This is a genomic window from Nitrosococcus wardiae, from assembly GCF_004421105.1.
Taxonomy (GTDB): domain Bacteria; phylum Pseudomonadota; class Gammaproteobacteria; order Nitrosococcales; family Nitrosococcaceae; genus Nitrosococcus; species Nitrosococcus wardiae.
Genome location: NZ_CP038033.1, coordinates 462,766 through 478,291 on the forward strand (window position 1 = coordinate 462,766; position 15,526 = coordinate 478,291).

Genomic DNA, 15,526 nt, shown 5'->3' on the forward strand with positions numbered 1-15,526 from the left:
TCCCGGGCCGATCTTTTAGGATTTGAAGTGAATCACAACTTCCCTGGCTTGGAAGTCCTAGGCCAGAACATCACTAAGGAAATCTATGAAACCGATAGCCCGCGCACTTATCAGCGTCTCCGACAAAACCGGAATAGTGGCGTTTGCACAGCAGCTCCAGACACAGGGTGTCGAAATCTTATCTAGTGGTGGTACCGCCCAACTACTCCAAAAGCACGGCATTAGAGTCATAGAAGTCTCTACTTATACCGGTTTCCCAGAGATGATGGGAGGACGCATCAAAACCCTCCATCCCAAGATCCATGGGGGCATCCTAGGGCGAAGGGAAATTGACACCGCCACCATGGCTGAGCATGGCATCAACCCCATTGACCTGGTGGTCGTCAATCTTTATCCCTTCGAGCAAACGGTGGCAAAACCAGATTGCGACTTAGCTACCGCCATTGAGAACATCGATATCGGTGGACCAACCCTGCTTCGGGCCGCGGCCAAAAACTATGCCGCAGTCACCGTCATCGTTGATCCAGCCGACTATGAGCAAGTCCTCACCGAAATAGCGGCCAACGACGGTGCTGTCTCACCCTCTGCCCGCTTCAAATTGGCAGTAAAAAGCTTCGAACACAGCGCCCGCTACGATGCTGCTATAGCTAATTACCTGGGAACACTTAACCCGGAAGGTGAAAAGAGTGTGTTTCCCCACAGCTACAGTATCCAATTTGCCAAAAAGCAAGAAATGCGCTACGGAGAAAATCCTCATCAGCGGGCAGCCTTCTATGTGGAACATGCTCCCCCAGAAGGCACTATTGCCGCTGCCCAACAACTACAAGGAAAAGCCCTTTCCTTTAATAATATTGCTGATACAGATGCTGCTTTAGAATGTGTGAAAGCTTTTCATGAGACCCCTACCTGTGTCATTGTAAAACATGCTAACCCCTGTGGAGTAGCCACCGGAGAAGACCCGCAAACAGCCTACGAACGGGCCTATAGTGCTGATCCTAGTTCTGCGTTTGGCGGCATTATCGCTTTTAACCGGCCGCTGGATGCCGCCACTGCACAAACCATCATTGAACGCCAATTTGTTGAAGTGATTATTGCTCCCGCAGTGGAAGCCGCAGCCCAGAAGATCCTCGCTACTAAGCCCAATGTCCGGGTAATGGCCTGTGGTGAATGGCCACTGCAGGCAACGGCTGGATTGGATTACAAGCGGGTTGCTGGCGGTCTATTGCTCCAGGATCAGGATATCAATACAGTGCCTTTGGAAGCACTTCGTACCGTGACGGAACGATCACCGACTTCTCAGGAACTCAAGGATCTCCTATTTGCCTGGCGTGTGGTGAAATTTGTCAAATCCAATGGGATTGTCTATGCCAAGGGCGAACAAACAGTGGGAATTGGCGCTGGACAAACCAGCCGGGTGATGAGTAGCCAAATTGCAGGACTTAAAGCGAAGGAGGCCGGGTTCTCGATCCAAGACGCAGTTCTGGCTTCAGATGCCTTTTTTCCCTTCCGGGACGGCTTGGACGCGGCTGCTAAAGAGGGCATCAGTGCTGTTATCCAGCCAGGCGGTTCCAAACGCGATGAGGAAGTGATCGCTGCTGCCAACGAACAGAATATGGCAATGATCTTTACTGGAATGCGCCATTTCCGCCACTAAGCCCTAACCCAAATGGTCACCAGTCTACAATCCTGGAGGGATAAAGAGTTCTAGGGGTTCCCCAAGAGTTATAGCCCCGGCCGTGATAGCCCAAACGCTTATCTCCTCTAGCCAAGGCCCCAGTACCCTGTACTATGCTCGCCACAGTACCTGCTATCCTACTCCATAAGGACATTCGGCAACGCTTCTTCCTCCTCAATCGCCATCGCCTTGGGCGCGTCCGCGAATCGTTATGGCCGCGACAACGGGTTTTCCTCGATGTATTGCCGCTGTTATTCCATACTAACCATCCTCTCTTGCCTGGTTTCTCAGGTACCAGCATCCCCTGTGGAGTTTCTAACTACTCCCCCACAGCAACGGCCATTAAGGCCGGACAATGCATCAGCAAGGGCTTCGCCTACAAAAAGTGGGTCCCCTCCATCCATCCGATTTATGGGCTTTTCCTTATGGGAAGTAGTGGCACAGTAGCCCAATCCAAGCAAAGTGATTTCGATATCTGGGTTTGTTGCCGCCCCGGATTACCGCAAACTGATAGAGAAAGCCTGCAAGTCAAATCTACCCTCATTGAGGCCTGGGCAGCAGAGCTTGGAATGGAAGTACACTTTTTCCTGATTGATGAAGAAGAGATCCGGGAAGGACGTTTTGAATCCCTATCGAGAATCAGCAGTGGCTCTGCCCAACGTTATCTATTACTGGATGAATTTTATCGGACTGGGCTGTTAGTTGCTGGGCGCTCGCCTTTGTGGTGGCTTATTCCTCCCGAATGCGAGCCCTATTATGAGGACTTAGTGCAAAAACTCTCGCGCAAACACTTGCTCCGGACCAATGATTACCTGAATTTTGGTGGTATCCCCCAGCTACCTGCAGCAGAGTTTTCCAGTGCTGCCCTCTGGCAGTTCAATAAAGCCATCGATTCGCCCTACAAGTCATTGCTCAAATTACTGCTGATGGAATGCTATGCTTCCGAGTACCCCCATATCGACCTGCTTTGCCGGCATTATAAACGGGCAGTCTATGCTGGCAAAACCAACCTCAATGAGCTGGATCCCTATGTCATGATGTTGCAAAAAGTGGAAATCTATCTGCAGCATCGAGGGGAAACTGAACGCCTTGAATTGGCACGGTGCTGCTTCTACTTTAAAGCCAATGAACCCCTCAGCCGACCCGGGCGATCTGACCGTCCCGCCTGGCGCCGACAACTCCTACAAGCGTTGAGCGCTTCATGGGGTTGGGGCCAGACCCGACTACTTCAATTAGACAGCCGTTCAGAATGGAAGATCCCCCAAGTCATAAAAGAACGACAACGGTTAGTGGATCAGTTAACTTATAGTTATCGCCGTTTGTCCCATTATGTCGGCGCTCAAACGAGGCAAACCCCCCAGACCCAGCAGGATTTGCATATCTTGGGACGCAAACTATATGCCGCTTTCGGGCGTAAAACTGGGAAAATTGAATATACCAACCTAGAAATCTCCACCAATCTTAGGGAAGAATGGCTGTCATTTTATCAATTAGAGCAGCCCAACTGTCCTGCAGGATGGATTTTATACCGGGGACGTCTTACCTCCGGAAACCATAGCACCGCCCTCAAACATGGCCACAATGTCATAGAACTTCTGGTCTGGGCCCATTTCAATGGCCTCATCAATCATGGAACTCACCTTGCAGCCTACTCTAAGAACGGCATGCCTAAGCCCCTTGAGCTGCAAACTTTGCAAGCGCAGCTACAAAAGCTATTTCCCCACTCTTGTCTCCATGGACAAACATTAGATAACTATGCTACTCCTCCGCTCATTGAGCGGGCGGTGGTTTTTATCAACGTGGGCATTGATCCCATGGCCCATCGCACCCGCCAAGGAATACACCTTACCAGTACCCGTGCCGATCCATTGAGTTATGGAGGAGTTAGGGAAAATTTCGTCCTTTCTCTTGAGATGGTGTTGTTGTCAAGCTGGAAAGAAGTCCTAGTCATCCCCTATAGGGGGAACCAAGGTATCTTAGAGTGTCTCAGTGAGTACTTCCGGTGGGCCCCTTTAGCAGAAGGCCAACCACCGCCACCGCTCATTGCCGGCTGCTACTCCACAAGCCATGGGCGGCACATCGCCGAACGGATCGAGATCCTGTTCCAGGATATCGTGGCCTGCTATTATCAAAATTATCCTCCCCATACGCGGTATGTATTGGGGATAGGGCAATATTACTTTATCTTGTGGTTCGAAAACGATAATTTGTATACTGAAAAACTGCCTAGCATGGAAGCACTGCTAAAAGCCCTAGGGCGTCCTCAACCCATTTTTACGCCCGTATTCTTGGACCGACGCCTTTCTCATTGTGCCTTGTTGCATCGCTTGTTTGAAGCTAATCTGCCAAGACAGGTACAGTGCTTCTACCGCGCTCAATCCAAAAGGATTGAACTTTTTATCTTAGACGAGCGTGGCTCGTTATTTCACCAAATCTATCCTGAGACCGACGCGAAAACACTGTTGGATCACTATTCACGCTTTCTTGATGCTATTGTCGAACGCCTCAATTTAATGCTTTCACCGGGATATCACAATACAGTTGTGGATAAAACAATCTATTATCGGCTATGTCAAAGTAGCTACGGACCTTGGATAATCGAACGCATACAGCCCGCCCCTCTTCCTCAAGCCAGTACCTATTTCCAGGTCCAAGTGCTAGGCGATGTACTGGATAATAATAAGGTTTTCACCGTTTTTTGTGATAACCGAGAGTTTTCTGCTTTTGAATATGGCGCCGATCTCTACCAAGAGGTGGCCCGCCACATACTCCAGCAACGAACAAACCATGAACCGTATCCTATCTATATCACCGATCTCGATCTCTCACCTGCCTTGCTCGATCGCGAATCCCTGGGTTCTCTCCAAACCGTGCATCTTCTTAACTATAAGCGTGTTATTGAAGATCAACTCAATCAAGCGCTTACCGAAGTCACCGCTGATTAAGACTTCCGCTCCCCCCCACTCAGCTTTTATTATTATTTAACCATTTTTCAATGAAGGACAAAAACTATGATTAGAGCGGGTATCGTGGGTGGAACAGGGTACACAGGAGTAGAGTTGCTACGCCTGCTTATTAACCACCCAAATGTTGAAATCGCCGCCATCACCTCTCGCACAGAGGTCGGCACTGCAGTGAGCGAACTGTTTCCAAACCTTCGGGGCCATTTGGAGCTTCATTTTACCGAACCTGAACCCACCCACTTAGCTGATGAGTGTGATGTGGTCTTTTTTGCTACTCCCCATGGGGTAGCTATGGACATGGTACCCGCACTACTAGCGCGAGATACCCGAGTGATTGATCTATCCGCTGATTTTCGCCTTTCTGATCCAGTAGTATGGGAACGCTGGTATGGGCGCCCCCACGCAGCTCCTAATTTATTAGCTGAAGCGGTCTATGGTCTACCGGAGATCAATCGAGAGGCAATCCGCCAGGCGCGTCTGGTCGCCTGCCCAGGGTGCTACCCTACAGCAGTCCAACTAGGATTTCTGCCCCTATTAGAGCAACAACTAGTGGACCCGGGCCGGCTTATCGCTGATGCAAAGTCGGGTGTGAGCGGGGCTGGCCGCAAAGCGTCTCTGGGGACCCTTCTTTGCGAGGCGAGTGAAAACTTTAAAGCCTACGGCGTAAGTGGACATCGGCATCTCCCTGAAATTATTCAAGGACTTCATCAGGTCAGCCAAACTCCTGTAGGCTTAACTTTTGTCCCCCATCTCATTCCCATGATTCGGGGAATTCACGCCACCCTCTACGCTCAGCTCCAACAAGAAACCGATCTTCAAGCCGTTTATGAACAACGGTATGCCACGGCTCCCTTCGTCGATGTATTGCCGCCAGGGAGCCAACCAGAAACACGCAGCGTCCGAGGCAGCAATATGTGTCGCCTTGCTGTCCATCGTCCATCAGCGGGCAATACAGTCATCGTGCTTTCAGTGACCGATAACCTGGTGAAGGGCGCCTCCGGTCAGGCTGTCCAAAATATGAACCTTATGTTTGGCCAAGAAGAAACCTGCGGATTGACTAGCATTGCCGTCATCCCTTGATCTTAGTTTCTACCTAATCAAGAGTTTCTAGGCATAGATGGCAAAACGTACTGATCCCCGTATGGTTATTAGGGAACATCGCCCTTGGCGTGGGTGGCTCTTTAGCATCGCCTTAATAACTGTAAGTGGGATTGCGGGTTGGCTGCTTCCCTCCCACCTCCCTCCCTTGTTAGAACAAACGTCCAATAATACTCCTAATACTCCCTCTCCATCGGCACTGAATTCTCAGGAACGACTTTCCCATCTACAGCAGGAAAATATCCACCTGCGAGAACGGCTAGCCCAGATCCAACGGGAGCTGGAAGTGGAGCAGCATGCGCGTGCCGATCTCAGTGCCAATTTAGTGAACTTACAAGAGGAGATTCTGGGACTCAAACGTCAACTGGCGACTTATAAAGGGCTGGTGAAGTCCCTTGAGGAACAAGGTCTCCATATCCAGGATCTTACTTTTAGTAAGACAGCAACAGAACGGTTGCTCCACTACCGTCTGGTGCTTACTCAAGGTCGCAAAGTGGACCGCTTGGCCCAAGGCCAAGTCCATTTGGTCATTCAGGGTATATTAGAGGGAAAATCAGCCCGATTCGGACTCGATACCCTTTCTAAGGGTAACCCCGTTACATTTAGGTTCAAATATTTTCAAATCCTAGAAGGAGAGTTATTGCTGCCAAGAAATTTTAAACCGACTCAGGTTAAGATTGCCTTACTCCCCGAGGATAATCCTTCCAAACTAGTGGAACGGACCTTTGAGTGGAGATCAGTAGGAGGCTAGCAACTATACTTCAAGACCCACAATCCAAATTGACCACCCCTCGTCAGGAGAGCTTATGATGTTTAAATTTCAGAAAAAATCTAAGCGCAGAATTCAACTCGATACCTTAATTGGAGAGTATACCCGGCTTGAAGGCAATATCACCTTTAGCGGAGGGCTACGCGTGGAGGGGTATATAAAAGGAGATGTCATCGCTGAAGATGAAGATTCCCTATTGACGATCAGTCAGGATGGAGCTATTGAAGGCCAAGTTAAAGTTCCCTATATCATTCTTAGTGGTTCAGTTACGGGCGATGTCCACGCCAGCGAGCGCATTGATCTCGCACACCAAGCACGGATTCATGGAGATGTGTATTATCACTTTATTGAAATGGCGGTAGGCGCAAAAATCAACGGAAGTCTGATCCATATGGAAGAAAAGCAGATTCCTAACCTAAAACTAGCAGCTGGACCGGATATAGAAACTCCCCCCCCCGTACATGGTCTTAAAGAAAGTCATACTTGACTGTTTCAGTAGGTTTTAGATAATAGAGAGTTAATCTTTAAATTTTGGAGATCATGCGACCATGAGCACGACTAACGCCATGCCAAGTCCGTTAATATTTACCGATGCTGCCGCTAGCAAAGTCAAAGAGCTTATCGAGGAGGAAGGTAACCATAAGCTGATGCTGCGGGTATTCATTAGCGGTGGCGGGTGCTCTGGCTTCCAATATGGATTTACCTTTGATGAAACCTGCCATGAAGGTGATACGCAGGTGGAAAATGGTGGGGTCACCCTACTCATTGATCCCACAAGTTATCAGTACTTGGTAGGAGCGGAAATCGACTACACTGAGGGCTTGGAAGGAGCCCAATTTGTGATTCGTAATCCCAACGCCGCGACCACGTGTGGCTGTGGTTCTTCATTCTCAGTTTAAAAATCCCTCTACTCTTTTGGTTTTATTGCAGCGCGCCCGCTTGCTGCGGGCGTTTTGGTACTTCCAGCCGGGCTTCAGAAACACCACCTATGAATGAATCTTACTATCATTATCACGTATTTTTTTGTACTAACCAGCGGGATAATGGCCGCCCCTGTTGTCAGAATCATAATGCTTTAGCACTTCGAAACTATGCTAAAGAGAGAGTAAAAGCCCTAGGGTTGGCCAAGCAGCGTCAAGTACGCATTAACACTGCCGGATGCCTTAACCGATGCGCCCAGGGACCCACTATTGTGATCTACCCTGAAGGAACTTGGTATACCTATGCCAATCGTGAAGACATTGATGAAATTATCAACGAACATCTGATTAAGGGTCACCCCGTTGAGCGTCTGCGGATTTAAGAGAAATTCCCCTGGGAAAAAGTTATTATGGATCCGGAAACCTATTGCCAAAACAAGGCAACCCGACCAGGGACGAGTCTTTACTATAGTCTCCTCTTTCTGCCCGAACCTCAACGGCACGCGGCCACCGCGCTCTATGCCTACCAAAAAGAGATCGTCGGCATTGTAGCCGAGTGCTCCGATTTAGGCGTTGCCCAAGCTAAGCTCCAGTGGTGGCAAGAGGAAATTACTCGATTATTTACCGGTCATCCCCGGCATCCCGTCACCCAGTCCCTCGCTGCTCCCATCCAAAGCTATCACCTCCCTCAACCCTCCTTTCTAAAGGTAATTGAGGGCGTTGGCAGTGATTTAGGGCAATGGACGTATCCCTCTTTTCAGAGCCTGACCTCCTATTGCTACCAAGTTGCTGGGAGCATCAGTTCGATGGCAACCGAGATCTATGGCTACCAGGACCCAAAAACTCGAAAATATGCTGAAAATTTAGGAATTGCCTTACAGTTGACCTATATTCTGCGCAATATACGCCAAGATGCTGCTCGGGGCCGTATTTACCTCCCCCGGGAAGAATTCACCCGCTTTAGGGTCCCAGTGGAAGCTATCTTCTCTGGAGGTGACCATTCCAAAGGAATGGTCACTCTCCTCGCCCAGCACACAACCCGGGCCCGCCAATACTTTTGTAGCGCCTTAATTGAACTTGGCAAACATGATTACTATTCACAGCGGGCCGGACTCACCCAAATAGCACTGGGTTTGAGTACTCTGAATGCCATCGAAGAAGAGGGCTACCCGGTCCTCCAGCAGCGAACCTCTCTAACCCCCTTGCGTAAGCTTTGGATCGCCTGGCGCACCTCGCACCGCGCCCGACGAGGCCTCGCTCCCCGGTGCCAATAATCCCCCTCCACCGAGGGAAAATCAGCGTTGTCCTCGGCCTCTGCCCGGTCGAGACTTGGTAACAACGAGGCGCTCCATTCCCGCCGCCTCTAATAAGGCATTGAGTTCTGGTGGCTCTAGAAAACGCCAGCGCCCTCCCCGTAATCCAGGAGGTAAGCGGATGGGACCGAAACGGATGCGCATTAACCGACTGACTCGAACCCCTTGAGATTCCCAAAGACGCCGAACTTCTCGATTGCGTCCTTCCCGGAGGATGACATGATACCAGTGATTGGTACCCTCGCCGCCAGCATCGAGTATTTGTTCAAAACGGGCCAGACCATCTTCTAATTGCACCCCTGCTTGTAGTCGCTCAATAACGGCCCCCGCCACAGTCCCTAAAACCCGAACTGCATATTCCCGCTCTATTTGCGTGGAAGGATGCATCAAACGGTTCGCCAGGTCACCATCGGTAGTGAGCAACAGGAGACCGGAGGTATTGATATCCAAGCGTCCAATACTAATCCAGCGGCCCTGCTGAGGGCGCGGTAAGGACTGGAAAACATTAGGGCGCCCCTCCGGATCCTTGCGGCTACAGACCTCACCGGTGGGCTTATGATAAACAATGACTTGAGAAGAAGGGGGTTGCAACCGCTTGGGCGATATGGGTCGACCATCGATAGTCACCTGATCCCTGACCGACACCTTATCCCCAAGCTGGGCTGGAACACCATTGACGCGAACCCGGCCTGCTTTGATCCATTCTTCAATCTCCCGGCGAGAACCTAGTCCGCCCCGCGCCAATACCTTTTGCAGGCGTTCTGCCATGGATAAATACCTTTCTTTCTGAAAACTACTGCCTACGCAGCGCTTCATCAGAAGTGGATACAGGCTCAGCAGAAGCTTCCTTAGAGGGTGGTGGCTCCTGTTCCCGGACCGCACCCTCCTTCCCTAAGCCACCTTCAACCAAAGTGAGCTCTATTTGAGGTTCACCCAAAGTTTTTATTTCCGCCAGAGGCGGCAATTCATTCAAGCTCCTAAGGTTAAATTGGTCCAAGAATTTGCGGGTGGTACCATATAAAGCAGGCCGTCCAGGGACTTCCCGGTGCCCAAGAACCCTCACCCACTCCCGCTCCTGCAAGGTTTTCATAATAGAACTGCTGACGGAAACGCCACGAATCTCTTCGATTTCCGCGCGGGTAATCGGCTGACGGTAAGCAATAAGAGCTAAAGTCTCTAAGAAGGCCCGAGAATAGCGGGAGGGCCGCTCTTCCCAGAGGCGAGAAATCCAAGGGGCTAATTCCTGTCGAATCTGGAAGCGATAACCGCTATGGAGCGCCTTCAACTCAATCCCCCGGCCTTCCCACTCTGCTGTAAGTTCCTCAAGCACCTTGCCTATCTGGTCGCGAGATGGCGGCCTCCTTTCATCAAACAGCTTACCCAACTGTTCCACCGACAGGGGCCGATCCGCCGCCAACAACGAAGCTTCAATAATATTTTTTAGGGAACATAACTCACTCATGCCGCCACTGCCCTCACATGTAGCGGACCATAAGCCTCAGCCTGAACGACTTCCAGCAGGGACTCCTTCATCAGCTCCAGGATAGCTAGAAAAGTGACCACTACCCCCAAACGCCCCTCTTCTAGACGAAATAAAGCGGTAAATTCGCAAAAACTATCCGCACTCACCTGGCTTAGCACTTCCCCCATACGCTCCCGTACCGATAAAGCTTCTTGAGTCACATGATGGTGGCTGAACATTTCTGCCCGAGCCAATACCCCCTTAAGGGCAAACAAGAGATCGACTAACTCAAGTTTGGGCTGAGGTTTGACCACCTCCTCAGGTGGAAGGTGGACTCCAGTCTCAAAGATATCCCGGCCCACTCGAGGCAGTGAATCTAAATCTTCAGCCGCCTTCTTATAACGCTCATACTCTTGGAGGCGACGAACTAATTCCGCTCGGGGATCCCCCTCTTCTTCAGCGGTCTCCTGGGGACGGGGCAATAACATCCTCGATTTGATTTCAGCAAGCCAAGCTGACATGACCAAGTACTCTGCGGCTAATTCTAGACGTAGCTCACGCAGAATCTCAATATACTCCATATACTGGCGGGTAATCGCCGCGAGAGGGATATCCAGGATGTCCAGATTTTGCCGCCGGATCAGATAGAGCAACAAGTCCAGCGGTCCTTCAAAAGACTCCAGAAAGACTTCCAAAGCATCAGGCGGGATATAGAGATCGTGGGGCAACTCGGTAATGGGCCGCCCTTGAACGACAGCAAGCGCCGGGGCTACTGAAGGCGGCGTTTGCTCCGATGTTTCTCCCATAACTCCGATTCCAGCAACTTTCCAGTTAACCTAGAAGTTCTCCATGGATGGTGAACGCCCCCTCCAGAGATGATACAAAGCGTAGCGGCACACGGAGCGCGAGGGTCGCATAACGTGTTGTTAACTTCCGACAGGGCTACTTACCGATAAGATAACCCCATTGCTTGACGCACCTCCTCCATCGTTTCTCGAGCTACCTCCCGGGCCACTTCATTACCCTCATTGATAATCCGCTGGACCTCCTCAGGATGACGGGCATACTCTTGCGCCCGCTCCCGAATGGGCTTTAGTTCAGACTGAATGGCCTCAACAATGGGTTGTTTGCAATCCAAGCAACCAATGCCTGCTGTCCTGCAGCCTTTTTGGACCCACTCTTTGACTTCCTCATTAGAATACACCAGATGGAATTGCCAGACAGGGCACTTGTCCGGATCGCCGGGATCCGAGCGTCGCACCCGGGCCGGATCCGTAGGCATGGTTCGCAGCTTATGCTCCACCTGCTCCGGCGGCTCACGCAAGGCAATCGTATTGCCATAGGACTTAGACATTTTCTGCCCATCAAGCCCCGGCATGCGAGCGGCTGGAGTCAATAGAGCTTGCGGTTCCGGCAGAATAGCTTTACCTATCCCTTCCAGATAGCCAAAGAGGCGTTCCCGATCACCGAGGGTAAGATTTTGCTGATTTTCCAGGAAAGCACGGGCCTTCTCCAAAGCTTCCACATCTCCCTGTTCCTGGAAACGTCGGCGCAGCTCCCGATAGAGCTGGGCGTTTTTCTTGCCCATTTTTTTAATAGCCGCTTCCACTAACTCCTCAAAGCCGGGCTCACGGCCGTAGAGATGATTAAAACGCCGGGCAATTTCCCGGGTAATCTCCACATGGGGAACTTGATCTTCCCCTACCGGCACCTTGGTTGCCCTATAAATGAGGATATCGGCGCTTTGCAACAGGGGGTAGCCTAGAAAACCATAGGTCGCTAAATCCTTCTCTTTCAATTTTTCCTGCTGATCCTTGTAAGTCGGCACCCGTTCCAACCACCCCAAGGGGGTCACCATGGAGAGCAGCAGATGCAGTTCTGCATGCTCCGGCACCTTCGACTGGATAAACAAAGTCGCTGCCGAAGGCTCAATGCCTGCAGCCAACCAATCAATGACCATATCCCAGACGCTCTCCGTAATCACCTGGGGATTTTCGTACTCCGTGGTCAAAGCATGCCAATCAGCCACGAAAAAGAAGCAATTATATTCGTGCTGCAATTGGGCCCAATTTTTTAATACGCCATGATAATGACCAAGATGCAGCTGCCCGGTTGGACGCATCCCTGAAAGCACGCGCTGGGACTGTAAGGAACTCAAAGCCATCCTCTTTCTCTTCCTCTTACCCTTAGTGGGCTCCCATCAGAGTTAATAATCCACCAAAGAATTCCCGCTTTGGTACCCCCACAAAATACACCAATCCGGTTAAAAGCCCATCGACTAAAGGCCACAGAACATACCATAAGGCACCGGTAAACAGCAGGCCGAGGAGGATAAAAAAGCCGTAAGGCTCAACCCGGCTTACCTTATAGGCAAGAGGTCCAGGGAGAACCCCAACCAACACCCTGCCCCCATCAAGAGGGGGCAGGGGTATGAGGTTCAACATCATTAGAATGGCATTAATAAACATTCCGGCAATGCCCATATAGGCTAGAGGCAGGCCAATCATGGGAAAATCTAGTGCTAGAGCAATCCCAATGCGCGAGATAATCGCCCAGAGAATCGCCATAACAAGGTTAGCCATGGGCCCTGCCAAAGCCACAATGGCCATATCTCGCTGAGGATTGCGGAGCTTATCCCAGGACACAGGCACTGGCTTAGCCCAGCCAAAGACCACGCCACCGAGCATGAGCAAAATGCCCGGGACCAGCAAGGTACCAATAGGATCAATATGATGGATAGGGTTAAGCGTTAACCGTCCCATCATCTGGGCGGTGTGATCACCAAACCGAAGCGCCATCCAGCCGTGAGCCACCTCATGGACAGTAATGGCGAACAGTATAGGCAACACCCAAATGGCAATGCGCTGTACTACTGATAACTCTTCCATAACCCCATTATACCTACAATTGAGATAACATCAGGCGCTTCAAGAATAAAAGCAATGAGCTGGGCCCTCATCGGGTCGCTTCTGAGGGGGGCTGGATAACCGAAACGCCGCCCATATAAGGGTGCAATACCTCCGGCACGCGGATACTGCCATCGGCCTGCTGATAATTTTCCATGACTGCAACCAAGGCCCGACCCACCGCTAGCCCAGAACCGTTGAGGGTATGCAGCCATGCGGGTTTTGGGGTTTCCGGATCACGCCAACGGGCCTGAAGCCGACGCGCCTGAAAATCCAAGAAATTGCTGCAAGAGGAGATCTCCCGATAGGCCTGCTGTCCTGGCAACCACACTTCCAAGTCATAGGTTTTGCTGCTGGCAAAACCAAGATCACCTGTGCAGAGATTCATAACCCGGTAGGGTAACCCTAGCCGCTGCAGAATAACCTCCGCATGGCCGGTCAGATCTTCATGGGCCTGAGGGGAATCTTTCGGCGGCACAATCTGCACCAACTCCACCTTCTCAAACTGATGCTGGCGGATCATCCCCCGGGTATCCTTGCCATAGGATCCGGCTTCACTACGAAAGCAGGGGGTATGGGCCACATACTTGAGGGGTAAGCGCTCAGCAGGCAAAATCTCCGTCCGGACGAGATTAGTCACTGGGACTTCAGCAGTGGGAATGAGGTAATAGCCGGTATCACGGATAGCAAATAGATCTTCCTCAAACTTGGGTAATTGCCCCGTTCCTTCCAAAGATTGGCGATTCACTAGATAAGGAACATAGACCTCAGTATAGCCGTGCTCGCCGGTGTGTACATCGAGCATAAACTGGATAAGCGCCCGGTGCAAACGGGCTAAACGACCTGAAAGAGTTACAAAACGAGCACCGCTAAGTTTTGCCGCGGTTTCAAAGTCCATCCCCAGCACCCCCCCCAAGTCCACATGATCTTTGGGGGCAAACCCTAAGGCAGGCGGTTCCCCCCAATGCCGCACTTCCACATTGTCCCTCTCGTCTCGACCCTCCGGCGTACTGGCATCAGGCAGGTTGGGAATTCCCATCAGAATCTCATCGATTTGACTCTGGATCTCCCCCAAACGAGCCTCAGCAGCCTTGAGCCGATCCCCCAGTTCGGCCACCTCCGCCAACAAGGGAGCAGCATCTTCCCCTTGCGCCTTGGCTTTACCAATGGCTTTGGAGCGGGCGTTTCGTTCAGCCTGGAGTTCTTGGGTGCGGACCTGAATCTCTTTGCGCTCGGCTTCTAGCGCAGCAAAAGCGGTCACATCCAACTCAAATCCCCGCCGCGCTAATAGGCGGGCGGTCTCTGCTAAGGCATTTCTAAGTAATTTCGGATCAAGCATATTGCTGTCTGTCTTTCACAATAATACATGCGGGCCAATAAACCACATGGCCCGGCTGGATAATGTGGGAAAGAGTTTTCAATAAAAGAACTCTACCACCATTTTCAAGATAACTGGCTGTTACCGATAATAATAACATTTAGAAGATAGAAACTCTCTTTAGTAAGGCCCTCTTTTAAAACGCCTTTTTGTTAAAGCAGAAAGATGAAACCCTGTCGAGAATGCCAACACCCCATTTCAGAGCAAGCCTTCTCCTGTCCCCAGTGCGGCGCACCCTTCCCAGCACAAGACCCATGGGATGGCTGGGGATTGGAATATAAATCAAGTGCTACCCTCTTCGGGCTACCCCTGCTTCACCTCTCTTGCAAGTACCGCCCTAAAAGAGTACCAGTCCCGCCAAGGGGTTTATCGCCATCGGGCAATTCGCTTGTGGTTTCATTACCCTCTCACAGTTTGGCGTTGGGATCATGAAGGGCGCGGCAAATCGTTAGAAAGCTTTAGCCTAGCGAGTAGCGCACAAATTAGCCGAGAGTATAAAATAGGGAAAATTTAACTAAAATAAATCAAAGGTAATCGTGATTAAAGCAGCATGCCAAAAATATCATGGTTATCGTTGATTGATATTTTGCCTACCTCTAATTGAATACCTAGATACATGTCTCCACAAAAAAAGGAGTAATAATCTCCAAACTCGACAATATCTACTGGCAACCCAGATTTTGGATGGCAAGAAGATTAAAAATATAAAAGGGAAGCTAAATGGCATGGGTTAATCTCGTAGTCGCGGGTTTATTAGAGATTATTTGGGCTATCGGGCTAAAATATACCGAGGGATTTACGAGGCTCTGGCCAAGCATTTTTACTGTTGCGGCGATGATTGCCAGTTTCTATTTTCTTTCCCAGGCACTAAAAATTATTCCTATAGGCACAGGATACGCTATCTGGACAGGAATTGGGGTAGCAGGCACAACTATTCTAGGCATTATTCTCTTCTCTGAGTCGGCTGCCCTGCCCCGCCTAGGGTGTATCGCACTGATTGTGATCGGCATTATGGGGCTGAAATTAACATCACCTTAATAAA

General features: G+C 50.6%; 15 protein-coding genes. 9 read left to right on the forward strand and 6 right to left on the reverse strand.

All coding sequences use genetic code 11. The features are described from left to right. The first annotated feature begins 85 nt into the window (after positions 1 to 85). The 8 genes from purH to hpnD all read left to right on the forward strand — a co-directional run bounded on the left by purH (position 86) and on the right by hpnD (position 8,699). Positions 86 to 1,654, forward strand: a complete 1,569-nt coding sequence (gene purH, locus E3U44_RS02320; RefSeq protein ID WP_134356478.1) for a bifunctional phosphoribosylaminoimidazolecarboxamide formyltransferase/IMP cyclohydrolase — start codon at positions 86 to 88, stop codon at positions 1,652 to 1,654. 134 nt (positions 1,655 to 1,788) lie between these two features. After that, positions 1,789 to 4,620 (forward strand): class I adenylate cyclase, encoded by a 2,832-nt coding sequence (locus E3U44_RS02325; RefSeq protein WP_134356479.1) that lies wholly within the window; start codon positions 1,789 to 1,791, stop codon positions 4,618 to 4,620. Between the two features lie 66 nt (positions 4,621 to 4,686). Beyond that, positions 4,687 to 5,718: an N-acetyl-gamma-glutamyl-phosphate reductase gene (argC, locus tag E3U44_RS02330; protein ID WP_134356480.1), complete on the forward strand. Its 1,032-nt coding sequence runs from the start codon at positions 4,687 to 4,689 to the stop codon at positions 5,716 to 5,718. 37 nt (positions 5,719 to 5,755) lie between these two features. Then, the gene (locus E3U44_RS02335) at positions 5,756 to 6,487 is read left to right on the forward strand and encodes a DUF6776 family protein (protein WP_134356481.1); all 732 of its coding nucleotides are present in this window, start codon (positions 5,756 to 5,758) and stop codon (positions 6,485 to 6,487) included. A 55-nt stretch (positions 6,488 to 6,542) separates the two neighbouring features. Next, on the forward strand, positions 6,543 to 6,992 hold the full coding sequence (locus tag E3U44_RS02340; protein WP_240761699.1) for a bactofilin family protein: 450 nt from the start codon (positions 6,543 to 6,545) through the stop codon (positions 6,990 to 6,992). 61 nt (positions 6,993 to 7,053) lie between these two features. Next, positions 7,054 to 7,404 carry an iron-sulfur cluster insertion protein ErpA gene (gene erpA, locus E3U44_RS02345; protein WP_134356482.1) on the forward strand — a complete coding sequence of 117 codons (351 nt, stop codon included), beginning with the start codon at positions 7,054 to 7,056 and terminating at the stop codon, positions 7,402 to 7,404. Positions 7,405 to 7,493: 89 nt separating this feature from the next. After that, positions 7,494 to 7,808 (forward strand): (2Fe-2S) ferredoxin domain-containing protein, encoded by a 315-nt coding sequence (locus E3U44_RS02350; protein WP_134356483.1) that lies wholly within the window; start codon positions 7,494 to 7,496, stop codon positions 7,806 to 7,808. Positions 7,809 to 7,835: 27 nt separating this feature from the next. Then, positions 7,836 to 8,699: a presqualene diphosphate synthase HpnD gene (hpnD, locus tag E3U44_RS02355; protein ID WP_134356484.1), complete on the forward strand. Its 864-nt coding sequence runs from the start codon at positions 7,836 to 7,838 to the stop codon at positions 8,697 to 8,699. A gap of 21 nt (positions 8,700 to 8,720) precedes the next feature. On the opposite strand, the gene rluB is transcribed toward hpnD, so the two are convergent. The 6 genes from rluB to serS form a co-directional block, all read right to left on the reverse strand. Continuing rightward, complete coding sequence (gene rluB / locus E3U44_RS02360; protein ID WP_134356485.1) at positions 8,721 to 9,506, reverse strand: 23S rRNA pseudouridine(2605) synthase RluB; 786 nt, start codon at positions 9,504 to 9,506, stop codon at positions 8,721 to 8,723. Positions 9,507 to 9,531: 25 nt separating this feature from the next. Next, positions 9,532 to 10,200, reverse strand: a complete 669-nt coding sequence (gene scpB / locus E3U44_RS02365) for an SMC-Scp complex subunit ScpB (RefSeq protein ID WP_134356486.1) — start codon at positions 10,198 to 10,200, stop codon at positions 9,532 to 9,534. Then, a complete protein-coding gene (locus E3U44_RS02370; RefSeq protein WP_134356487.1) occupies positions 10,197 to 11,006 on the reverse strand; it encodes a segregation and condensation protein A in 810 nt (269 codons plus the stop codon). Before E3U44_RS02370 ends, scpB begins: the two co-directional genes overlap by 4 nt. Before the next feature lie 140 nt (positions 11,007 to 11,146). Continuing rightward, positions 11,147 to 12,364, reverse strand: coding sequence for a tryptophan--tRNA ligase (locus tag E3U44_RS02375; RefSeq protein WP_134356488.1), 1,218 nt, complete (start codon positions 12,362 to 12,364; stop codon positions 11,147 to 11,149). Positions 12,365 to 12,386: 22 nt separating this feature from the next. Continuing rightward, positions 12,387 to 13,088: a site-2 protease family protein gene (locus tag E3U44_RS02380; protein WP_134356489.1), complete on the reverse strand. Its 702-nt coding sequence runs from the start codon at positions 13,086 to 13,088 to the stop codon at positions 12,387 to 12,389. Positions 13,089 to 13,155: 67 nt separating this feature from the next. Next, positions 13,156 to 14,445 (reverse strand): serine--tRNA ligase, encoded by a 1,290-nt coding sequence (serS, locus tag E3U44_RS02385; RefSeq protein ID WP_134356490.1) that lies wholly within the window; start codon positions 14,443 to 14,445, stop codon positions 13,156 to 13,158. A 759-nt stretch (positions 14,446 to 15,204) separates the two neighbouring features. On the opposite strand from serS, the gene sugE reads away from it, so the two are divergent. Next, positions 15,205 to 15,522 (forward strand): quaternary ammonium compound efflux SMR transporter SugE, encoded by a 318-nt coding sequence (sugE, locus tag E3U44_RS02400; RefSeq protein WP_134356491.1) that lies wholly within the window; start codon positions 15,205 to 15,207, stop codon positions 15,520 to 15,522. Positions 15,523 to 15,526: the final 4 nt, after the last annotated feature.